Origin of the sequence: Paraburkholderia tropica, from assembly GCF_900109265.1 — a bacterium.
Classification (GTDB): domain Bacteria; phylum Pseudomonadota; class Gammaproteobacteria; order Burkholderiales; family Burkholderiaceae; genus Paraburkholderia; species Paraburkholderia tropica.
Window position 1 is genome coordinate 21021 of sequence record NZ_FNZM01000018.1, and the last position, 22504, is coordinate 43524.

Genomic DNA, 22504 nt, shown 5'->3' on the forward strand with positions numbered 1-22504 from the left:
CGCGCTGCCGAAGCGAACGCAAACGCATGGCAAGCTGCGAGCACGCAAGCCGCCGAGCGTCAGCAATTCATTTGCGATGCGCTTGCGAAAACCGCGAATGATATCGCCACGCAAACCGAATCGCACGCCAACGGCACGCTCGCTGAAATCGCGCGCCTCGTCGACGCGAACGCCGCCGCCTGGGAGCGCGCCAGCACGCACGCCACGGAACGCCAGCAGGCGATCTGCGACGCGCTCGCGCAAACCGCGACCGACATCGCCACGCAAACCGAAGCGCATGCCAACGGCACCATCGCCGAAATCTCGCGCCTCGTCGAAGCGGCTTCGGAAGCCCCGCGCGTGGCCGCCGAAGTCGTCGCCGAACTGCGCCAGAAGCTCTCCGAGAGCATGGTTCAGGACACCGCGATGCTCGAAGAGCGCGGCCGTCTGCTCGCGACCGTCACTACGCTGCTCGACGCCGTGAATCACGCGAGCACCGAGCAGCGCACGGCGATCGACGCGCTCGTGCAGACCTCGTCGGGTCTCATGGAACGCGTGGGCGCGCGCTTCGATCAGCAGGTCGAGACCGGCGCGCAGACGCTCGAAGGCGCGGCCGCCCAGGTGACGGGCAGCGCCGTCGAAATGGCGAGCCTCGGCGATGCATTCGGCCAGGCCGTGCAGCACTTCGGCGAGTCGAACGACAAGCTGATGACGCAGTTGCAGCGTATTGAAACCGCGCTCGACAAGTCGCTCGCGCGCAGCGACGACCAGCTCGCCTACTACGTCGCGCAGGCGAAGGAAGTGATCGATCTGAGCCTGCTGTCGCAGAAGCAGATCGTTGAGAACCTGCAACGCCTGAGCATTCAGGCGGGAGCTGAAGCCGCATGAACGACGAGATCGACGGCGGCGCGGAGCCGACCGCGCCGGTCTGGGCCGCATTCGGCGACCTGATGGCGGCGCTGCTAGGCGCGTTCGTGCTGATCCTCGTCGGCGTGATCGGCATGCAGCTCGAAGCGTCGTCGAAGCTCGCGAGCGAGGTCAAGCAGCGGCAGATTGAAACGCAGCGCCGCAAGACGCTTGAACAGGCGCTCGCCGGGCCGCTCGCGGCGGGACGCGTGACGCTCGTGAACGGGCGCATCGGCATCAGCGGCAACGTGCTGTTCGCGCTGAACTCCGATCAATTGCAGCCCGAGGGCCGTGAGTTGCTCAAGAGTCTCGCCGGGCCGCTCGCCGCGTATCTGCGCGACCGCGACCAGATCCTGATGGTCAGCGGTTTCGCCGACGACCAGCAGGTGCACGCGGGCAATCGCCGTTTCGCGGACAACTGGGAACTGTCCGCCGAGCGCGCCTTGACGGTGACGCGCGCGTTCATCGACGCGGGCGTGCCCGCGCGTTCGGTGTTCGCGGCGGCGTTCGGTTCCGAGCAGCCCGTCAGTTCGAACGCCGACGAAAGCGGCCGCGCGAAGAACCGTCGTGTGGAAATCGCGGCCGTGCCGCGTCCGACCTCGGCTGCGCCCGCGGCGAATGCTCATGAATGACGATACGCCGGTTGCGGCATCAACCTCGGTGTCCGCGCGCGCGACGCTCGATGCGTGGCGGGAGCAAGGCGCGGATCGGCTCGACACCGTGCGCTATGCGCTGATCGACGCGCTGGAGCAACGCGCGAGCGCTCATGACGGCGCGGCGCGTCACGTGCTCGACGCGCGCATCGATACGCTGATCGCCGATTACGCGGCGAGAATCGAGCAAGCGGCGGCGACGCATGCCGCGTGCGCTGAGGATGCGGTGTCCGCCAAAGACGATCCGCAGCGCGCATTCGCGTCGCTCGCGGCGGACGCCTCGCGCGACGCCCGCAACGGACCGCCCGCCGATCTGCTCGACTACTTCCGCGACGTCTGGTCGAAACTCAGCGCCGACCAGCAGGTTCAGCAGTCGCTCGATCAGGTGCCGAAAAACGCCGGCCCGCTGAATTCGAGCAGCCTCGTGCACCGCGCGCTGCTGCTGATGCGCGAACTCTCGCCGGGCTATCTGCGCCAGTTCCTCGCGTATGCCGACGCGCTGTCGTGGATCGAGGATCTCAACGGCGGCGGCGCGCCGCTAGCGAAGGAAGCGCCGCGCGCGAGCGCCGCGAAGAAAACCACGCGCAGCCGCGCGAAGTAAAAGCGAAGCGGGCGGGCGACGCACGGCCCGCTTCGTCGGCGAACACGCTATCCGCGCATTTCTGCGCCTTTCTGTGCATTCCCCCCGCTCTCAAGTGTCCGGCCACGCACGACGCGTCGCATCGCGTTCCCGTGGCATGATCCAGGCGTTCTCCCAGTTTCCGTCCCGGGTACGTCACGCTTCTGGAGCGCGCCACCATGTCCCGTTTCACGCCGAGCACTCCCGCCTCGTCTGCGTCGCCGCTTTCCGCTGAATCCCGCCTCACACGCCGCGCCCTGAGCCCCGTCGCCGCGCTCGCTGCCGCCGCCGCGCTCGCCTGCACGGCCTTCGCGCTCTCGCCGCTCGCCGAAGCCTGCACGCGCGCGCTCTACGTCGGCGACAGCGGCCTCGTCATCACGGGGCGCACGATGGACTGGTCCGAAGACATGCGCTCGAATCTCTGGGTGTTCCCGGCGGGCATCGAACGCACCGGCGAAGCGGGCCCGAAATCGCCGCGCTGGCGCTCGAAATACGGTAGCGTGGTCGTCTCGGGTTACGACATCGGCAGCGTGGACGGCATGAACGAGCGCGGCCTCGTGGCCAACGCGCTGTACCTCGCGGAGACCGATTACGGCAAGCCGGACTCGGGCCGCCCACCGATGGCGATCAGCCTGTGGGCGCAATACGTACTCGACCGCTACGCCACCGTGAGCGAGGCCGTCGACGCGCTCGGCAAGGAGCCGTTCCAGATCATCGCGCCGCCGCTGCCCGGCGGCAAACCGGTTTCGATCCACCTCTCGCTCTCCGACGCGAGCGGCGACTCGGCGATCCTCGAATATCTCGACGGCAAGCTCGTAATTCATCACGGCAAACCCTACAAGATCATGACGAACTCGCCGATCTACAGCGAACAGCTCGCGCTCGACACTTACTGGAAGAGCGTCGGCGGCCTGAGCTTCCTGCCCGGCACGAACCGCGCCGCCGACCGTTTCGTGCGCGCCTCGTTCCTGCTCGACGCGATTCCCAAGAGCCCCGATCCGAATTACATGGCGGGCGTGCCGCAGCAGAACGGCGCGTTTCAGCAGGTGGCGAGCGTGATGAGCGTGATGCGTTCGGTGAGCGTGCCGCTCGGCATCCGCACGCCCGAGACGCCCAATCTTTCCTCGACGATCTGGCGCACGGTGGCCGATCAGACCGATCTCGTCTATTACTTCGATTCGGCCACGCGCCCCGACACGTTCTGGGTCTCGCTGCGCAAACTCGATCTCAAGCCCGGCGCGCCGGTCCTGAAACTGACGATCGATTCCGGCCAGATGTTCTCGGGCGAGACCGCCGACAAATTCGTCGCTACGCCTTCGTTCACGTTCATGCCGGCGCCGCCGCCCTGATTCGAGTCGATCACGGCAACGCCAAATAATTCGGCATCCGTACTATTTATTTGACATGCCGCGTCAATGCGGCGACGCGGCCGCCGGATGCGGCACGTAAGTCACATCGCGCAGGCTGCGCGCGTACTGTTTGGGCGCCATGCCCGACCAGCGCCGGAACGCGCGAATAAAGGCTTTTTCCGACGCATAGCCCACGCTGGTCGCGATCTCGATGAGCCGTCGCCGCGAGTCTCGCAGCGCGCCGCTCGCCACATACATGCGATACGCGGTCAGATGGCCGATGGGCGTTTCCTCGACCAGTTCGACGAAGCGCGCGCTGAAACGCGATCGCGACATGCCCGCCGTGGCCGCCAGCGATTCGACCGTCCAGTCGCGCTCCGGATGCCGATGCAGTTGCGCGATCGCGCGGCCGATCTGCGGGTCCATCAGACCGCGCAGCCAGCCGGTATGGCTGATCGCCGACGCCAGATGCGCGCGCAGCAACTGCACGAGCAGCACATCCGCGAGACGCGCGGCCGCGACGGCCCACCCCGGCTGGCAAGCCATCGATTCGCGGATGAACGACATCAGCGTGTCGGCGAGCCAGGAACCGACCGCCGCATCGTGCTTGCGCACGTGAATGAGCGGCGGCAGCACCGAAAAGAGCGGATTGCGCACGGCCTCGCGATAAAACACGATGCCCGTGTAGAGATCGCAGACCGCGCCGCCGCCGCCCGCGTTCAGGCGCAGCGGCGTGTCGAAACTCGGCCGGATACCGGCACGCGCGACGAGGTCGTCGAACCGCTCGGGCGCGACGCCCGCCGCCGAGGCCAGCACGTGCGCGTGGCCATGCGGCAGCAGCACGAAGTCACCCGGCTCCACGCGCAGCGGCGCCATGCCCTCCACGCTGATGATGTAGGGCTCGCCGAAGCCGGTGCGGAACACGGCGCCCTCCACCGCGGGTTTGTCGAACGCCCACGGCGCAGTGAGCGAGAAATGGCCGGTCACCACCGCGTCGGCGCGCAGGTCGGCCAGCGCGCCGCTCAACAGGTCAGTCGCCATTTGTCTCTCCGAAAAACTTGTTTTTGCGCGGCGCGACCGTTGCGCCGCGCCGCGTGTTTGCTTCGGCGTGCGCCGCGTCAGAAGCGCTGCTGAATGCCCATCATCGCGCCGAACTGGTTCGCGCCCGTCGTGACCGTGCCGGCGGCGGCCACCGCATTCGCCGCGAGCGCGCTGTTCAGCATGTACCCGAGCGAAGCATAAAGCGTCGTGCGCTTCGAAATGAAATAATTCGCGCGCGCGACCAGCAGCGTCGAGCTCGACTGCTCGCGCAGAATGTAACGCAGCGCCTGGGCGTCGAACGCGACGGTCGGCGTCAGGTAGTAGTTTGCGCCCAGAAAAAAGAGGTCGGATTGCGCGTGCGTCGCCGCCGCCGTGTTGCGACGGATCCAGCCGCCGCCGATCTTGCCGGAGCCGAATTTTACATAGCCGTCGACGATCACGCGCTTGTCGGTATCCGCACTGCTCACGAGCGGCGCCGACGCGCCGGGTCCGCCGTACATCACGTCGTACGATGCCGCCGCGCCGCCCCACGCGCTGTCGTAGGCGAGCATCATCGTGTACTGGCGGCAGGCGACGGCGTCGCCGGCCAGCTGGCCTCCGCAGTTGGTCGCCGAGGGACCGGCCGGGCCCGCCGCGTCGCGCCCGAAGCTGTAGGTGCCACCAACCGTCACGCCGTGGAATTTGCCGAGATAGCCCACGGCGTTGTCGCTGCGCGCGTTCGGCAGATAGCTGTCGAAGCTCGCCATCGAATGGATCGACGGGCCGATCACGTCGGCGTTGAGCAGCACGTACATCGACATGTTCATCTGGCGGCCGAGCGTCAGCGTGCCGTAGTCGCTGCTGATGCCGAGGTTCGCCTGCCGTCCGAACAGGCGGCCGCCGTAGTTGAGCGCACCGCTATTGGCCGCGAAACCGTTCTCGAGCACGAAGAACGCCTTGTAGCCGCCGCCGAGATCTTCCTGGCCGCGCAGACCGAAGCGCGACGGCACTTCGCCCGTGAGCGTCGGCATGCCGACGAACGAGCCGCCTTTCGCCGCGTTGTTATAGAACTCGATGCCCGTATCGACGATACCGTACAGCGAAACGCTGCTTTGCCCCCACGCAAGCGCCGACGCGCTCGCCAGGCACGCTGCCGCAACCATTTTCTTCATGCCGATCTCCGAACCATTTAATTAGTGATACTTATGTATTGTGGAAATGCCGGGCCGTGGAGCGTGCCCGGCTTGCTACGTGCGAGAGAATCAGTTTGTGTTGCTATTGTTGTTGCCCGGTGCCGGAAACCGTTGCGCTTTGCGCGGCGTACCGCACGTGCACGTATTCCCTCCCCAGAAGCCGACTTGAATCGCGCTTCAAAAGCCTGCGGCGATGTGTGAAATTCTTGGGGTGGACAAAATCACCGGCAATGGCGTGAAGGCTCAAAAAAGTTGCCGATCGTCTCTTTTAATTGAGCGCGATGGAATGGGATGTCGGTTTACAGGTTTTCCCTTAAACCCTTTTATGGTGCGGATTCCAGACTTTTAGCGCAGACGAATGCACCGTAATAGTGATTCATCCGCGATTGACCGTTTCATATATGGAATAGAAACGGGATTGTAGACGCCATAGCACAGTTAGCGGCGAATCAATCGACAATCAAGTGAATGCACAAAAAGCGATGCGCAAAAAAATCCCGCCGATTCCTTGCGGAAACGGCGGGTAAAGCGGAAAGGCGGGGGACCTTCCCGGGACCAATCGTGCTGAACGCACGCTTCAGCTCAAACGTTCATCACGAAACTCAACATGAGGCTCGTCACAAGCGTCATCGCGCAGTTTCAGTGCGCGCGGCGTAGCGCCGTACGCAATTGCAGACCAAAGGCGCGCGTCAGTCGCTCGTGTGCGATGCGATCGAGTTCACTACGCATCACCGCCATGCCCACGCCGGCTATCGACAACAGATCGTCCACACTGTCGACCAGCCAGCGCATCACATCGCGGTCGAACGCTGCACCGAGCGACTCGGCACGCACCCGCCGCGCGACGCTCGTGCGAGCCGGCCGTCTCGAACCGTGCCGCTCCGGCCGACGGCTCAGCAGCAGATCGGTGGCCGCAATGAGCTTGCTGTTCTGCTCCGCGTCGCGCACCATGCCCGCATAGACGAGCCGTTCACCGAGACTCGCGATCAACTCACGCAGCGGCGAATTGCGCAGCGCCCACACGTTGCCCTGCAACGCGAAGCGCACCCCCGGCAACTCGAGCAGCCGCGCAATCAGCGGCGTCCATGACAGATCGCCCGCATCGAGCAGCAGATCGACATCGGCCGTCACCAGCAGGCCGTCTTCGCCGACCTTGAACGCTTCGCGTGCGAGCTTGCGCTGCGGCGGCGCGAACTGTCCGTGCCACGGATCGGGCAATACCCTCACCGCGCGCTCGCCGATGCATTCCCCACGCAGACGCTCGTTGAACGAGAGCAGCGTCGCGTCCATCGCTTCGATCGCCTCGATCGCGTTCTGGCCGAGATGCGGCGACGCGCTGCCATTCAGTTCGCCCGCCACGAAGTCGTCGCTGTTGTAGAGAAACACGAAGCGACGCGTGCGCGCGAAACGCTCGCCGCGTTCGTCGAGGCGAATGGCGAGCGCATCGAGATAGTCGTCGGCGCCCAGCAGCACGAGATCGGCCGGCTGATTCGAGCGCGCATCGGGCAACACATCTTCGGCGGCGTCGAGCAAGGCTTGCGCCGCGTCGTCGCCGAGCACACGGGTATTCGCGCCGTCGAAATTCAGACGCGACGCCACGAAGCGCACATCGGTCCACGTCGGCGCAATGCGGCGCGCGAGTTCGCTGCACGCGAAGTCCTCGCGCGTCACGATGAAAACAGGCCGACGCGATCGCTCGCGCACCGCGGAAATCGCACTGGCGAGCACATTGAGGCGAAAGCCTCGCGCAACGGGTTCGACAAAAATGACAGGCGCGGTGTCGGCCATGCGGGAACTCAAGCCGCCTGCGCGATGCCGGGCAGCGTCGCGAGATACTCGCCGAATTCGCCGGCCACTTCCGGATGCCGCAGCGCGAATTCCACGGTCGCCTTGAGATAGCCGATCTTGCTGCCGCAATCGAAACGCGTGCCGCGATACTTGTAGGCCAGCACCTGTTCGTCCGCGAGCAGCGCCTCGATCGCGTCGGTGAGCTGCAACTCGCCGCCCGCGCCGGGCTTGAGCGCACGCAGATGCGAGAACACGCGCGGCTTGAGCACATAGCGGCCCACCACGCCGAGATTCGTCGGCGCGACTTCCGGCGCGGGCTTTTCGACGATGCCCGAAATCTTGATGATCGACTCGCCCCATTCGCGGCCATCGACAATGCCGTACGACTTCGTATCCTCCGGCGGAATCTCCTCCACGCCGATCACCGAGCTGTGATAGTGATCGAACACGTCGATCATCTGCCTCATCACGGGCGGCTGCCCGTAAAGCAGATCGTCGGCGAGCATGACGGCGAACGGATTGTCGCCCACGAGTTTTTCCGCGCACAGCACTGCATGACCCAGACCCAGCGCTTCGGGCTGGCGCACGTAAAAGCAGTCCACGTGACTCGGTTTGATGCTGCGAACGAGTTCGAGCAGTTTCGCCTTGCCGCGCGCTTCGAGTTCCGCCTCGACTTCATACGACTTGTCGAAGTGATCCTCGATCGCGCGCTTGCTGCGCCCCGTCACGAAGATCATCTCCGTGATGCCCGCGGCCATCGCTTCTTCCACGGCGTACTGGATCAGCGGCTTGTCGACGACCGGCAGCATCTCCTTGGGGCTGGCCTTCGTCGCGGGAAGAAAGCGGGTTCCGAGACCTGCAACTGGAAACACTGCCTTGGTGACCTTCAGCATGGGTAAGTTCGCGTTCGTAAGGTGGTTCGGCGCGAGCACGTCACTCGCGTTTCTGGCGGCTGTGCGAACAGACTAGGCGAGCGAACTTCCCTGCAACGGCACGCGGCGGAAAACGCCCCGGTTTTGGCTACTCACTCCACAAACGTCGCACTTTTTACGCATTCAAGACACGTTCTTCGCGATTCAATACGTGGTCCCTATGCGATGTCGAAAACGGAAAACATCCTGGCCGATCACGCCAGCTTGCTCCGGCGACACGCTCGCGCGCCAAAGATGCAGCAGGCCCGTGGCGATTGCGTCAACACATCGCCATCGATTCCCGAACCACATCGCTTGAATCATTCATCCAGAGCCATGAAAGTCACTATCGTTGGAACCGGGTACGTCGGGCTCGTGACCGGCGCCTGCCTTGCCGAACTCGGCAATCAGGTGCTCTGCCTCGACGTCGACGCCGGCAAGATCGACCTGCTGAACGGCGGCGCCGTTCCCATCTACGAACCGGGTCTCGCGGAGATCATCGCGCGCAATCGCGAGGCGGGACGTCTGCGTTTCTCGACCGATATCGCCGCCTCCGTGGCGCACGGCGACATCCAGTTCATCGCCGTGGGCACGCCGCCGGACGAAGACGGTTCCGCCGATCTGCAATACGTGCTCGAAGCCGCGCGCAACATCGGCCGCCATATGACGGCGTTCAAGGTCATCATCGACAAATCGACCGTGCCCGTCGGCACCGCCGACAAGGTGCGCGCCGTCGTGGCCGAAGAACTCGCGCTGCGCAGCGCACAAGCCGAATTCGCGGTGATTTCGAACCCGGAGTTCCTCAAGGAAGGCGCGGCCGTGGAGGACTTCATGCGTCCCGACCGCATCGTGATCGGCTATGAGCCCGACGTGGCGGGTCTGCGCGCGAAGAGTCTCGTCGAGCAGCTTTACGCGCCGTTCAACCGCAACCATCAGCGCACGCTGCACATGGACGTGCGCTCGGCAGAATTCACCAAGTACGCCGCCAACGCCATGCTGGCCACGCGCATTTCGTTCGTCAACGAACTCGCGAATCTCGCCGATCGCGTCGGCGCCGATATCGAACAGGTGCGTCGCGGCATCGGCTCGGACCCGCGCATCGGCTACAGCTTTTTGTACGCCGGTTGCGGCTACGGCGGTTCGTGCTTTCCGAAAGACGTGCACGCGCTGATGCGGACCGCCAACGAATACGACATGCAGCTCGATGTGCTCGCCGCCGTCGAACGCGTGAACGAGCGCCAGAAAAGCGTGCTGTTCGACAAGATTCATCGTCACTTCGACGGCCAGCTCGCGCAGCGCCGTTTCGCGATCTGGGGCCTCGCCTTCAAGCCGAATACCGACGACATGCGCGCCGCGACGAGCCGCGTGCTGATCGCCGATCTGATTCGCGCGGGCGCCTCGGTGAACGTCTACGATCCGGTCGCACTCGACGAAGCGCGCCGCACGCTCGCCGAGGATCTCACGCCCGATGAATTCGAGCACGTGCGCTTCTGCCGCGAACGCGACGCCGCGCTTCAACACGCCGAGGCGCTCGTGATCCTGACCGAGTGGAAGGAATTCCGCAGCCCCGATTTCGAGCAGATGAACGCGGCGCTGAGTCAGCCGGTGGTCTTCGACGGCCGCAATCTCTACGAGCCGACGGTGATGCGTGCACACGGCTGGACCTACTACACGATCGGACGCGATACGGCCAGCACCGCTGCTTGAACGGGCGGCTTTAAGGCGGGACGACCGGCTGGTCGTCCCGCCTCTTTTTTTGTCCGCTGGATTGCCGGGTGAGGATGCCTGAAGCGACGCTTAAAGTGACGCTTCAAGTGACGCCTAATGTGACGCCTCAAGCGACGTTGCAAGCGCGATCAGCGGCAAGCGCCGCCGCTACCGCTCGACGTGCCGATGGTCGCGAGCGACGGCAAGCAGCCATAAGCGCCCGCGCCGCGCGCCATGCCCAGCGACGTGCCCGGCATGCCCACACCGCCCGAAAACGCGCCACCTGAAAGCGCCGCGCCCGCCATCGACGGCAACGTTGCCGCGCCGATTCCCGAAGCGCCAGGCAATCCGCTCATGGCCGAAGCGCCCGCCACGCCCGATACGCCCAGCGCGCCCGCCATCGCGCCCGTGCGCACCGAACTCGCGAGACGCGCCTGCGAAGCCACCGAAAGCGGATCCTGGCTCGCGGCAATGTCGCGCAAATAGTTGTCCGGCGAACTCTGCTCGATCATCGCCATATACGGATCGCTCGAATGATGCGCGCGCCGCTGGGCGCGCTGCGTGGTCGTTTGCAGACGCGACTTCGTGAGCGGCGAAGCAAAAGTATCGCCGATCATTTGCGCGTGCGCGCTCGGTGCGCCGGACAGCGTCAGTGCAGTCGTGATCGCGATCGCGATCGTCGATACAAGAAGAAGGCTCCGGCCTGAATCAATGGAAGTCATGTCGTACCCGAAAAATCCGGCTGTCCGCGCTCGGACGCATCGGCCGGTCGATGATGAGTGTGCAGCGTGCGAAAAGTGCTCGGCGTCTCGCCGAAGTGCCTGCGGAACAGCTTGGCCAGCGCGCCGCCGCTGCCGACGCCACAACGCCGTGCGATCGTGTCGATGGGCAGCACGGTATCGGCAAGCAATCGGCACGCCATATGCAGGCGCACGTAAAGCAGGTAATCGGAAGGGGTCAGGCCGAATTCGGCCTTGAAACGGCGCAGGAAATTACGCTCGCTCATCGTCACGAATTGCGCGGCCTCGTCGATGCTCACCGGTCGATGGCAGTTCTCCTTGAACCAGCGCGCCGACGCGCGCATCTTCGCGCTCGTGCTGATCGTGCTGATCGTAGAGAATGCGCCGACCGCACCGCGCGCCGCATCGGCAGCCACGGCGTCGAACGAGTGTGCGGCCTCCGCGCCCAGCGCCTGCTCGACGATCTCATGCAAGGCGTCCGGCAGCGGCGCGGCGATGTCCTGAAAGCTCGGCAACGTCCCGCTCGCCGACAAACCGTGCGCCGCGGCCCGCCGATGACCGGCCGCATCGAGCAGCCGTTGTCCGTCGCCTGGCGCGATCACGTGTTCCGCGAGCGCCGCGGCCCGGCGCAACCAGCCGATCAGCGTCTCGTCGCGCAGGGCATCGTCCACGCCGGGACCATCGGCCACGAACAGCGCGTGAAAGCGCGCCTGCGCACGCGTGGTCAGCATGCTCTCGGTCCACACATAGACCGACGACGACGCCGCGATGCGCCCGCCCAGCGTCGACAGCAGCGCAACGTTAAAGCGCGCGGGCTCGGACACCTGCGCTCCGGCGAGCTCGTTCGCACGCTGGAGCGCCTCCACGATGCGCGCGACGCGCGGCAGCGCGAAACCGTCGAACAAGGCAATACCGATGGTTTTCACGGTGTCGTCCTGGCGCATGCGCGCGTCCGCGTCCGTGTGGCGCGCGCGGCGTCAGCCTTGCGCCTGATAACGATAGCCGTAACCGTAGCCATAGCGCGTGGCGCGGAAGCCGTTGAACACCTGCCCCGTCACGCGGATGCCCGACTGATTGAGGCGCTTCATGGTCTCGGCGAGCTGATGGCGGCTGGTCGTATCCGCGCGCGAGACGACGAAGGTCGCGTCGCAGACCTGGGCGAGCGTTACCGCGTCGCTGACCGGCAGCACCGGCGGCGAGTCGACGATCACGTAGTCGTAGCGCGTGGCCGCTTCCTTGAGCATGGCCGCGAATGCCGGGCGCTCGAGCAGTTCGCCCGGATTCGGCGGCAACGCGCTGCCAGCGGGCAGCAGATCGAGGCCGTCGAAACCGGTCTGCACGAGCGCATCTTCGAGTTGTGCGTCGCCGGCGAGCACGTTCGCGAGCCCCTTGTACGACGTATTGGCGCTGAAGTAACGCCGCGCCCCGGCACGCCGCAAGTCGGCATCGACGATCAGCACGCGCAGGCCCTTGAGCGCGAGCACATAAGCGAAATTGAGCGCCACGAAGGTCTTGCCGACGCCTTCGGTCGGCCCCGTGAACAGGATCGAACCACCTTCCTTGCCAAGCAGCGAGAAGCGCAGTGTCGTGCGCAGCGAACGCAACGCCTCGACGCTGGGGTCGCCCGGGCTGCTGCTCGCGAGCAGCGCGACGGGCTGAGCGGACTGGCGTTTGTTGCCGCGTCGTTGGCCTCTGGCCGCCTGCGATTCGGCCGTGCTGGCAGGCACCACGGCGAAGATCGGCGCCTGGCCCACGCGCTCGACATCGAGCGGATCGCGCAAGGTGTCGCGCAACGCAGCCAGCGCCTGAACCACGAGGAAGGCCAGAAATACGCCGCCGAACACGCCGCCCGCGAGCACGATGGGCGTCTTCGGCCACGCCGCCGAATCCGGCCGCGCCGCGAAGTCGATCACCGAAACATTGCCGGTGGTGCCCGCCTCGGCCACTTCAAGCTGCTGCGCGTTCGCCACAAGCGCCGTATAAAGCTGCGTGTCCACCGCCACGTCGCGCGCGAGACGCAGATAATCCTGCTGCGTCGAAGGCAGCGCCTGCACCTGTTTTTCGACATCGCGCAGCGCGCCGTCAAGGACCGAGTCCTGCGCTTCGAGCGTTTTCACGGCCGGATGACCGGGGCGGAACTGTTCGCGCGTGGCCTGCAGATTCAGGTCGATCAGCGTCTTCTGCTTGGTCAGGTCGACTGCGCGCGTGAGCAGCGCCTCGGTCTGTTCCTCGATGTCGATCGTCTTGGTGCGGATGCGATAAGCGTTGAGCCGGTCCTCCGACTGCGCCAGTTCCTCGCGAAACGCGGGCAGCTTGCGGTTGAGAAACTCGAGGCTCAGACGCGACTGCTCCGCGCGATGCTTGATGTTGAGCGCCACGTAAGCGCGCGCGACCGCGTTCGCAAACGCCGCGGCAAGACCCGGTTCGCTGTTCTTCACCGAAAGCGCGATCATCGACGAACCCTTGGTCGTCTCCTGCACCGTCATGCGCTTGCGCATCACGTCGATGGTGTCGTCGAGCGACGACTCGACGAGCGTGAACGACGCGCCGGGCCGGCCGTGCAATTCGCGGATCTCGATGAAACCGGGCGCAGGACCGAAATCAGTGGGCGCCTCGAAGGCCACGCGCTGATTCAGCGCGCCGCGCGCGAGCAGGTTGCCGTCGCGATCTTCGAGCGTCCAGCGCCCTCCGCCCTGCGCACGCACGCGAAATTTCTTGCCGTACAGCACGCGCGGCGCATCGAACGCACTCAGCACGAGACGTTCGCCGCCCCACGCGAAGCCGGTGAGACCGAGCGGCGCGTCGGCGATGCCGTCGGGCGGCGTGTAATAGCGGCCATACAGACGACCGAGCAGCGGCACGCGATTCGCGACCTTCACGGTCGTCCGCGCCTGCGTCGCATCGATCGCCGGTTCGAGCACGGCGCGCGAGGTGAGAATATCCAGTTCGCCGTCGATCGGTTTGTTCAGGCTCAGCGCGCTGGCCACGTCGGAGAGCGCGCCGAGCGCGGAGCCCTGCTGCTCGTCGACCTGAATCAGCGCGTCGGCCTTATAGACCGGCGCGGCCACCAGCAGATACAGCACGGCAAGCGCAACAACGCCTGCGGTAATGCCGTAAAACAAACGGCGGTGGCTGAGCACGTTTTGCCAGAGCATCAACAGGCTGACGTCATCGTCGGACCGGTCTTGCGCCGCGGCATTGGCCAGCATGTTGGGCAGTGTCGATTCGGACTTCATGTGGGGTTCCCGCGTCAAAGGGAAAGTTGCTGATTCAGCGCGGGCAGCCAGCTCCACGCGCTGAGTTCGATGAGGTCGAGCGTCGCGTCGAAGCGCGCCGCATCGCCGCCAACCGGATCGTCGATTTCGCGGTCGAGCCAGTGCCCGAGCGTCCAGAGCTTGCGCGCCGCCACCGGGTACCGGCGGATGATCTCCAGCCGCTGCGAACGCTCCATCGCGAAGGCCAGATCGGCCCATTCGAGCATCGGCTGGGACAAGCGCAGCGCGTTGGCTTCGTCTGGCAAACCGTAGCCGCGCGACGAGAGCGCCGCGCGCGCGAGCGGATGCGCGGGCGCGCCGCTCATCGCCTCCACGCCCGCCGAATGAATCTGCGCGTCATACACGTCGGCCAGCACGTGACGAAACACACTCTCGGCCATCGGGCTGCGGCAGACATTCGCGTGACAGATCAGCAGTAGCTTGAGCGGCGGCTTCGTCATTTGAACGCCTCGGTGCCCAGATAGAGCGAGCTGGCGAACGGCAGGATCTGCGAGACCACGCGATAAAAACGCGTCACGTGCGCGGCGTCGACGAACACCACGTCGCGCGGCTGGAGTTCGAAGCGGTCGCCGAGCACGAGCATGCCGGGCGACGCCGCGTCGAGTTGAAAGACGTCGACGGTCCGTCCCGGCCCCTGGCGGAACACATAGACCTGCGAGGCATTCGCCGAGATGCCGTTCAGACCGCCCGCATCGGAAAGCGCCTCGGACAGCGAAAACGGCCCCACCGGCATGATCTGCGAAACAGGCTTGTTCACTTCGCCGAGCACGAAGACTTTCTTCAGGCGGCGTTCCGGCAGATTGATGACGTCGCCGTCTTCAAGCATGACGTTCTGTGAAACGTCGCCGTCGTAGAAGAACGCGTAGAGATCGAGCGGATACACCTTGCCGCCGCGATTGAGCGTGGCCGCCGACAGATCGGCGCCCTGGCTGTAACCGCCCGCGCCCGAGATCGCATCCGAGACGCTTTCGGGAACGTCCGTAAGCGAGATCGTGCCCGGCGTATGCACCGCGCCCGACACATAGATCTTCTGGCTGCGATACGACGCGATCGACACATCCACCTGCGGATTCGACACCGCCTTGTCGAGACGCTTGAAAATGTCCTGGCGAATCTGATCGACCGTCAAACCCGCCACCTTCACACGACCGATATACGGGTAATAAATCGTGCCGTCGGTTTGCACGACGCGGCCATTCGGATCGAGATTGCCGCCTGACGTCGCGGCGGGCATGCCCGTGCTCTGCGTTGCGCCCACGGAGACGATCGACGTCGTGAGCGCCGAAAAACCCGGGTTATTCAGCTCGGGATGATCCCAGACGATCACGCGCAACACGTCGCCGCTGCGCACGCGATACGCCGAGGGCACCACGCGCGGCAGTGCGGATGGCGCAAACGGTGCAGCCGCCGCCGCCGCCAGTTGCGCGATCATTTCCCCATTCAACGCGTGCAGCCGGAACGTGATGCCGTTCTGCACGATCTCCGCGGGCGCGGACTGACCGTCCGCCTGCGTCGTCGTGTCTTCGCGCGGCGCCACGCCCATATACGGACCGGGCGCGAGCACGCAGCCGCCGAGCGCCAGCGTGGCCGCCCAGGCGACGCCCTTTCGCAACAGGCCCGCTTTGAATGTTTCATTCAGACGCGCCGATATTTGATTCGGAATACCAGGAATCATGCTTTGCTTACTCGTTTGAGCATCCATCTCTTCGCGCTCCGATGCAGCCGCGAGCGCCCCCATTTAGTCCTGCATTGGTCCAGCCACGATCATGAGCGGCGAACCGGTGGACACGGCGTTCCGCCGGCCGCCGCCTTCCTTCTTCAGTACACGTCTGCGTGCGCGAGGCGCGCAGCGGCTGCGTCTTTCGGCGCGATCACCGGTTCGCCCTGGAAACCCCACGCGATGTCGAGTTCGGGATCGTTCCAGAGCAACGTGCGTTCGTGCTCGGGATACCAGTAATCGGTGGTCTTGTAGAGAAACTCGGCGCGCTCGGAGAGCACGACGAACCCATGCGCGAAACCCGGCGGCACCCAGAATTGCAGACGATTCGCGGCGGACAGATGCACCCCGGTCCAGCGCCCGAACGTGGGCGACGCGCGGCGCAGATCGACCGCCACGTCGAACACCTCGCCCACCACCACGCGCACGAGCTTGCCCTGCGGACGCACCACCTGATAATGCAAACCGCGCAGCACGTTGCGCGACGACACCGAATGGTTGTCCTGCACGAAGCGCAGACCGCCCGCCACCTGCTCCTCGAATTCGCGCTGATTGAAGCTCTCGAAGAACAGGCCGCGCGCGTCGCCGAACGCGGCGGGCTCGATGATCTTCACGTCGGCGATCGCCGCGGATCTCACGTTGATCGTCATGACGTGACCGCTCCCACGAGCGACTTCAGATACACGCCGTACGCAGTCTTGCGCAGCGGCTCGGCGAGCCGTTCGAGTTGTTCCGCGTCGATCCAGCCCTGCCGGTAAGCGATTTCCTCGGGGCTCGACACGAGCAGCGCCTGACGCTGCTGCACGGTGGCGATGAACATGCCCGCATCGATCAGCGACTGATGCGTGCCCGTATCGAACCATGCAAAACCACGGCTCAACGTTTCGAGCTGCAGATCGCCGCGCTCCAGATAATGACGATTGACGTCCGTGATTTCGAGTTCGCCGCGTGCCGAAGGCGCGATGCCCGCGGCGATTTCGCAAACGTCGCGATCGTAGAAATACAAGCCCGTCACCGCGTAATTCGAGCGCGGCACTTCCGGCTTTTCCTCGATCGATACGACCTTGCCCGATGCGTCGAATTCGACCACGCCATAGCGCTGCGGATCGTGAACGTGATAGCCAAAAACCGTTGCGCCGCTTTCGCGTGCATCCGCCGCGCGCAGATGCGCGGTAAGATCCGCGCCGTAAAAAATGTTGTCGCCGAGAATCAGCGCCGAGGGATGATCATCGATAAACTCGCGCCCGATCACGAAGGCCTGCGCGAGACCGTCCGGCGAAGGCTGCACTGCATAGCGGATGCTCACGCCCCACTGGCTGCCGTCGCCGAGCATTGCGCGAAAACGCGGCGTGTCGTCGGGCGTGGAGATCAGCAGAATGTCGTCGATGCCCGCCATCATCAGCGTCGAGAGCGAGTAGTAGATCATCGGCTTGTCGTACACGGGCAGCATCTGCTTGGAGACGACGCGCGTGATCGGATAGAGCCGCGTGCCGGAACCACCGGCGAGGACGATGCCTTTACGCTTCGTTTTCATCGCTTATGCCCGTTCGAGTTCGTTGCTGAAATACGCCTGCCGATAGGCGCCGGAGAGAATCGCGTCGACCCACGCTTCGTTGTCCACGTACCACTTCACCGTGCGCGCGAGACCGGTGTCGAAGGTCTCCTTCGGCTGCCAGCCGAGTTCGCGTTCGAGCTTCGTTGCGTCGACCGCATAGCGGCGGTCGTGGCCTTTACGGTCGGTCACGTAGGCAATCTGCTCGCGATAGCTGCCGCTCGCGCGCGGACGCAGCGTGTCGAGCAACGCGCAGATGCGATTCACCACGTCGACGTTCGTGTGCTCGTTGCGCCCGCCCACGTTGTAGGTCTCGCCCGGCGTGCCGCGTTCGAGCACCGTGCGAATCGCATCGCAATGGTCGCCCACGTAGAGCCAGTCGCGCACGTTGAGGCCGTCGCCGTACACCGGCAGCGCCTCGCCGTGCAACGCGCGCTGGATCATCAGCGGAATCAGCTTCTCGGGAAACTGGTGCGGACCGTAATTGTTCGAGCAATTCGTGGTGAGCGTGGGCAGACCGAAGGTGTGATGCCATGCGCGCACCAGATGATCCGAGCCCGCTTTCGAAGCCGCATAAGGACTGTTCGGCGCGTGCGGCGTGGTCTCGGTGAAGGCGGGATCGTGCGGTGCGAGCGTGCCGTAGACCTCGTCGGTCGAGACGTGCAGGAAACGGAATGCGTCGCGCTGTGCGACGGGCAGCGCGATCCAGTACGCGCGCACCGCTTCGAGCAGCGTGGCCGTGCCGACCACATTGGTCGCCACGAAGTCGTCGGGGCGATCGATCGAGCGATCCACATGACTTTCGGCCGCGAAATGCAGCACCGCGCGCGGACAATGCTGGTGCAGCACGGCGTCGAGCGTGGCGCGGTCGCCGATATCGGCCTGCACGAAATGGTGGCGCGGATCGCCATCGAGCGGACGCAGCGTGGCGTAATTGCCCGCGTAAGTGAGCTTGTCGAGATTGACGACGGGCTCGTCGTTGCGCGCCAGCCAGTCGATGACGAAATTGGCTCCGATGAAGCCGGCGCCGCCGGTCACAAGGATCATGTTGAGCACTCGTTGAGTTAGGAAAGAGGCCGCGAAGATGGCCCGAAGCGCCACGCTCGCGCAAGCCGGTCGGCCATGACGCAGTGCATGAAAAAGCGAAGCCAGCGGATCGCTATGTTAGGTGCACTGATCGCGCCGATTCGGTCATATCGTTGGCGCGTTCCGACAACGTCCGGCGTTGTACGCCATTGAAAGAATGCACACGTTTGGCGCCGTCCATCGCGGATCGAACGTGCAATTTCCGCATGCACGCGTGCCGCATCGACTTTGTCCGAATCGATGAATACGGTGGCCGAATCCGCCATACCCGATGGCATACGCTATCGGCATGGCGGCGCTTGTTCGCCGCAGCATCACAACATGGACCAACGACGGGATTCGATCACATGGCAGTCAGACAGCTCTTCATCCTCGGCACGCGCGGCATTCCCGCGCGCCACGGCGGCTTCGAGACGTTCGCCGAACGCCTCGCGCTCTACCTCACGCAACGCGGCTGGGAAGTAACGGTCTACTGCCAGAGCGACACGCCCGGCAGCGAAATCAGCGAAGACAGCTGGCAAGGTGTGCGCCGCATAATCGTGCCGGTCACGCGCGCGGGCGCGCTGGGCACGATGGAATTCGACTGGAAATCGATTCGCGACGTCACCACGCGCGACCCCGCGCTCGTGCTCACGCTCGGCTACAACACGGCGCTGTTCTGCACGTATCTGCGCTGGCACGGCATCACGAACATCATCAACATGGATGGCCTCGAATGGCGTCGCGAGAAGTGGAAATTTCACGAGCGCGTCTGGCTGTGGCTCAACGAGCGCGTGGGATGCTGGACCGGCAATCATCTGATCGCCGATCATCCGGCGATTGCGGCGCATCTGGCCACGCGCGTAAAGCGCAAAAAGATCACGACGATTCCGTATGGCGCCGACGCCGTGGATGTCGTGAGCACGATGCCGATTCGCGCGCTCGGTCTCGACGAAGTGCGTTACGGTCTCGTAATCGCGCGGCCCGAGCCGGAGAATTCGGTGCTCGAAATCGTGACGGCGTTTTCGCGGCGGCCGCGCGGCGCGCGGCTGGTCGTGCTCGGCACGTATCATCGCGATCATCCTTATCATCGCGCGGTGCTCGATGCGGCCAGCGAGGAAGTGTTTTTCCCGGGCGCGATTTACGATCAGCAGGTCGTGCGCTCGCTGCGTTATCACGCGAATTTTTATGTGCACGGACATCGCGTTGGCGGAACGAACCCGTCGCTCGTCGAAGCGATGGGCGCGGGCAGCGCGGTGATCGCGCACGACAATGTGTTCAACCGCTGGGTCGCGGGACCGGAGGCGCGCTTCTTCGCGACCGAGGCCGATTGCGATATGCACATCTCCGCGCTGATCGGCGATCCGGCGACGGCGACAGCCATGGGTATTGCGAGCGCGCAGCGGTTTAGAAGCACATTCCGCTGGGATAACGTGCTCGCGCAGTATGAGGCGTTGCTGGATCGGCATGGGCGCACCGAGACCGGATACGCGCCCGCTGCGCACGCACCGCGCGCCGCCACGCGCCCCGCTGCCGCACTCGATCTCGGCGTGCGCACCGAGCGTAAGCAAGCCGACATCGCGACGGCGATGAGCGGCGAACGCGCGGGCAGCCAGATCGACTGAAGGTCGCCACACGTGGCTGCGCCCGCCCGGGCGCGCCCTGCTTGCCCACCCGTGCGTGCAGGGCTTCACTCCTCGCACGCGAGAACGCCAGACTGAGCGACGTTCCCCATGTCATCTTCAAGCCCTGCCTCCCCACGTTCGCGCGCGCAACGCGCGAGCGTGTTCGCCGCCGTCCTCGCGTTGACGGGCGCACTGGTCTTTGCCTGTACGCCTGTCGCCGCAGCAGCGTCGTTTTATCGCTTCGACATTCCGAAGATCGCACCGCACTCGATTGCCGATTTCAGCGCGCTCAATGCGCCGCTCGAGGCCGCCGATCGCCTCACGAGCTGCGGTAACACGCTCTGCACGAAACATCCCGTGCGTTTGTTCGGCGTGAACCTGTTGTTCGGCGCCGCACTGCCCAACGCCGCCGAGGGCGCGCAACTCGCGCAGCGCTTACGCGCACTTGGCGTGAATTTCGTGAGACTGCACGGGCTCGATTCAATTGCTTCGTCGAACGCCGGCGGGCCCACGGGATTGCTCACTGCCGGCCCGTTCCCGACGCTGAACGACGAAGCGCTCACCCGTCTGCGCGCATTTCTCGAACAGCTGCGCTCGAACGGCATCTATACCGATCTCAATCTGCACGTCGCGTACACGTTTCGGCCGGACATCGACCATACCCAGGCGTTGCCCGACGGCCGCGCGTGGCCGACGCAGTCAAAGCCGCTGCAGATGATCGACGAAACCGCGATCCGTCTTCAAGCGCTCTACGCGCAACGACTACTCGAAGCGCTACGCGGCGCGGGCGAGCCGTCTCTCGCCGTGGTCGAAATCAACAACGAGAGTTCGCTCGTCTATCACTGGATGGACGGCACGCTCGCGCGTCTCGTGACCAGCCCGCTGCGCGACACCCTGCGGGCGCAATGGCTCGCTTACTGCGCCGCGCACCGGATCGCGCCGGATGACGACGAGGACGACCGCGGCGTCGTGCCGCTCGACACACGCGATGCAACGCGCGCGGCGGCCTACCTCGATTTTCTCGTCGATAAAGACCGGCAATATCTCGACACCATCGCGCGCGCGATCAGGCAGGCGAACGACCACGTGCTCGTAATCGGCACGCAGATGAATTTCGGCACCCTTGCGAACTTCCGTTCGCTCGCCAACATGGACGTGATCGACGCGCACTTTTATGTCGATCAGTATGCTTTTCCGGGCGGCATGTGGCGGTGGAACAACTGGCAGATCACGGACCGTTCGAATATCGGCACCGGTTTGATTCCTTTGATTGGCGCAGCTTTTTACCGGTCGCTGGACAAGCCGTTTCTGATCACCGAATTCAATCAGCCCTGGCCGAACCGGCAGGCGTCGGAAATTTTACCGGAGACCGTTGCGTTCGCGAGTCTGCAGGACTGGAGCGGTCTGACTTTTCACGACTATGCGCAAACGCGCGAGGGCTACGACACCAAGGCGCCACTGGAATTCAGCCTGGCCGGCGACGCGACGAAGCTCGTCCAGTTCGGACAGGCGGCGTGGGCGTTCAGGACCCGCGCTATCGCCCCGCTCAATGCGGTCGCGCCCTATCGTTTCGACAACAGCGTGATGCTCGATGCGGTGAAGAAACGAACCATGGACGGTATCGCCGCATTGCTCGAACAGCGCGGCGTGGCGAAGGCGTCCGCGCCCTTCACCGCGCGCGTAGGGTTTTCCGCGACTGACGCGCCGCTGCCCGCCGCGCAAGCGGACAGTACCAATCCCACCGTGAACACGACGACACAACCCGACGCGCAATTCGACATGAACGCGCGCACGACCGTGATCGACGCACCCGCCATAGAAGGCGTCACGGGCTATCTTGAACCCGGCCGCGCGTACCGCCTCGGCAACGGCGGACGCTTTCAGCTCAAGCTCGATCGCAGCACGCGCGGCTTTGTTTCGCTCATGCTTTCCGCGCGCGACGGCCGCACGATCGAACACTCGCGTTCGATGCTGCTCACCTTACCGGGCTATGCGGTGGGATCAACCGCTTCCGCACATGGCCCCGCGCCGCTCGACCTGACACCGGCTTCACCGCCCTTGCGCGAGGCGCTCAAGAACCCGCTCGATATCACGTCGCCGCGATGGCGCATGGCCGATCCGGCCACGCAGGCAACCGTCAATCTACGCGCGATCGAAGCGCCGGTCTGGATGGAGCGTATTGCTTGCACCTTCTCGTTTTCGTCCGACGCGAAGTCGCTGCGCGTATTCGCGCTCGATGCAAGCGGCCAGCGCCGAAGCGAGATCGCGGCACGTTTCATCAGAAAGACCGCGACGGGCTTCGAGATCGATTTGCAAGTCTCCGGACAAACGCCCGCGCCGTGGTTCGAAATCTCGGCGTCGGATTGAATCGCATTGCGCGCCTCACTCATTCACCTACGCATTCC

Annotated in this window: 18 protein-coding genes and 1 pseudogene; 7 read left to right on the plus strand and 12 right to left on the minus strand. The window is 64.8% G+C overall.

Annotation, left to right across the window (positions count from 1 at the left end; genetic code table 11):
- The 4 genes and pseudogenes from BMY06_RS27615 to BMY06_RS27630 form a co-directional block, all read left to right on the plus strand.
- Positions 1 to 867 (plus strand): annotated as a pseudogene (locus BMY06_RS27615) (DUF802 domain-containing protein); the annotation flags it as partial.
- Positions 864 to 1517, plus strand: a complete 654-nt coding sequence (locus BMY06_RS27620; protein WP_074986507.1) for an OmpA family protein — start codon at positions 864 to 866, stop codon at positions 1515 to 1517. The pseudogene BMY06_RS27615 and the gene BMY06_RS27620, both read left to right, overlap by 4 nt.
- Positions 1510 to 2139 carry a DUF2894 domain-containing protein gene (locus BMY06_RS27625; protein WP_074986620.1) on the plus strand — a complete coding sequence of 210 codons (630 nt, stop codon included), beginning with the start codon at positions 1510 to 1512 and terminating at the stop codon, positions 2137 to 2139. Before BMY06_RS27620 ends, BMY06_RS27625 begins: the two co-directional genes overlap by 8 nt.
- A 197-nt stretch (positions 2140 to 2336) precedes the next feature.
- Positions 2337 to 3506: a linear amide C-N hydrolase gene (locus tag BMY06_RS27630; RefSeq protein WP_080180341.1), complete on the plus strand. Its 1170-nt coding sequence runs from the start codon at positions 2337 to 2339 to the stop codon at positions 3504 to 3506.
- A 63-nt stretch (positions 3507 to 3569) separates the two neighbouring features.
- On the opposite strand, the gene BMY06_RS27635 is transcribed toward BMY06_RS27630, so the two are convergent.
- From BMY06_RS27635 to galU, 4 genes are all read right to left on the minus strand, one after another.
- Entirely contained in the window at positions 3570 to 4547 is a 978-nt protein-coding gene (locus BMY06_RS27635; protein WP_065057889.1) for an AraC family transcriptional regulator, read from the minus strand.
- Positions 4548 to 4624: 77 nt separating this feature from the next.
- On the minus strand, positions 4625 to 5698 hold the full coding sequence (locus BMY06_RS27640; protein ID WP_074986509.1) for a porin: 1074 nt from the start codon (positions 5696 to 5698) through the stop codon (positions 4625 to 4627).
- A 660-nt stretch (positions 5699 to 6358) separates the two neighbouring features.
- Complete coding sequence (locus BMY06_RS27645) at positions 6359 to 7507, minus strand: hypothetical protein (protein ID WP_074986511.1); 1149 nt, start codon at positions 7505 to 7507, stop codon at positions 6359 to 6361.
- Between the two features lie 8 nt (positions 7508 to 7515).
- Positions 7516 to 8400, minus strand: coding sequence for a UTP--glucose-1-phosphate uridylyltransferase GalU (gene galU / locus BMY06_RS27650; protein WP_074986513.1), 885 nt, complete (start codon positions 8398 to 8400; stop codon positions 7516 to 7518).
- A gap of 354 nt (positions 8401 to 8754) precedes the next feature.
- On the opposite strand from galU, the gene BMY06_RS27655 reads away from it, so the two are divergent.
- Positions 8755 to 10125: a UDP-glucose dehydrogenase family protein gene (locus BMY06_RS27655; protein WP_074986515.1), complete on the plus strand. Its 1371-nt coding sequence runs from the start codon at positions 8755 to 8757 to the stop codon at positions 10123 to 10125.
- Positions 10126 to 10274: 149 nt separating this feature from the next.
- Here BMY06_RS27655 and BMY06_RS27660 read toward each other — a convergent pair whose 3' ends face one another.
- The 8 genes from BMY06_RS27660 to rfbB form a co-directional block, all read right to left on the minus strand.
- Entirely contained in the window at positions 10275 to 10742 is a 468-nt protein-coding gene (locus BMY06_RS27660; protein WP_143064440.1) for a hypothetical protein, read from the minus strand.
- A 101-nt stretch (positions 10743 to 10843) separates the two neighbouring features.
- Complete coding sequence (locus tag BMY06_RS27665) at positions 10844 to 11809, minus strand: helix-turn-helix domain-containing protein (RefSeq protein WP_074986518.1); 966 nt, start codon at positions 11807 to 11809, stop codon at positions 10844 to 10846.
- 33 nt (positions 11810 to 11842) lie between these two features.
- A complete protein-coding gene (locus BMY06_RS27670) occupies positions 11843 to 14101 on the minus strand; it encodes a polysaccharide biosynthesis tyrosine autokinase (protein WP_074986519.1) in 2259 nt (752 codons plus the stop codon).
- Positions 14102 to 14115: 14 nt separating this feature from the next.
- Positions 14116 to 14580 carry an arsenate reductase/protein-tyrosine-phosphatase family protein gene (locus BMY06_RS27675; protein WP_065057881.1) on the minus strand — a complete coding sequence of 155 codons (465 nt, stop codon included), beginning with the start codon at positions 14578 to 14580 and terminating at the stop codon, positions 14116 to 14118.
- Positions 14577 to 15752 (minus strand): polysaccharide biosynthesis/export family protein, encoded by a 1176-nt coding sequence (locus tag BMY06_RS27680; RefSeq protein ID WP_065057922.1) that lies wholly within the window; start codon positions 15750 to 15752, stop codon positions 14577 to 14579. The genes BMY06_RS27675 and BMY06_RS27680 overlap by 4 nt, the downstream gene beginning before the upstream one ends.
- A gap of 206 nt (positions 15753 to 15958) precedes the next feature.
- Positions 15959 to 16507: a dTDP-4-dehydrorhamnose 3,5-epimerase gene (gene rfbC, locus BMY06_RS27685; RefSeq protein ID WP_065057880.1), complete on the minus strand. Its 549-nt coding sequence runs from the start codon at positions 16505 to 16507 to the stop codon at positions 15959 to 15961.
- Positions 16504 to 17391 carry a glucose-1-phosphate thymidylyltransferase RfbA gene (gene rfbA / locus BMY06_RS27690; RefSeq protein WP_065057879.1) on the minus strand — a complete coding sequence of 296 codons (888 nt, stop codon included), beginning with the start codon at positions 17389 to 17391 and terminating at the stop codon, positions 16504 to 16506. Before rfbA ends, rfbC begins: the two co-directional genes overlap by 4 nt.
- 3 nt (positions 17392 to 17394) lie before the next feature.
- Positions 17395 to 18456 (minus strand): dTDP-glucose 4,6-dehydratase, encoded by a 1062-nt coding sequence (gene rfbB, locus BMY06_RS27695; RefSeq protein WP_074986521.1) that lies wholly within the window; start codon positions 18454 to 18456, stop codon positions 17395 to 17397.
- A gap of 386 nt (positions 18457 to 18842) precedes the next feature.
- Between rfbB and BMY06_RS27700 the strand changes: the two genes are divergently transcribed.
- The gene (locus BMY06_RS27700) at positions 18843 to 20099 is read left to right on the plus strand and encodes a DUF1972 domain-containing protein (protein WP_074986523.1); all 1257 of its coding nucleotides are present in this window, start codon (positions 18843 to 18845) and stop codon (positions 20097 to 20099) included.
- Positions 20100 to 20258: 159 nt separating this feature from the next.
- A complete protein-coding gene (locus BMY06_RS39725; protein ID WP_074986524.1) occupies positions 20259 to 22466 on the plus strand; it encodes a glycoside hydrolase family 5 protein in 2208 nt (735 codons plus the stop codon).
- The last annotated feature ends 38 nt before the right edge of the window (positions 22467 to 22504 follow it).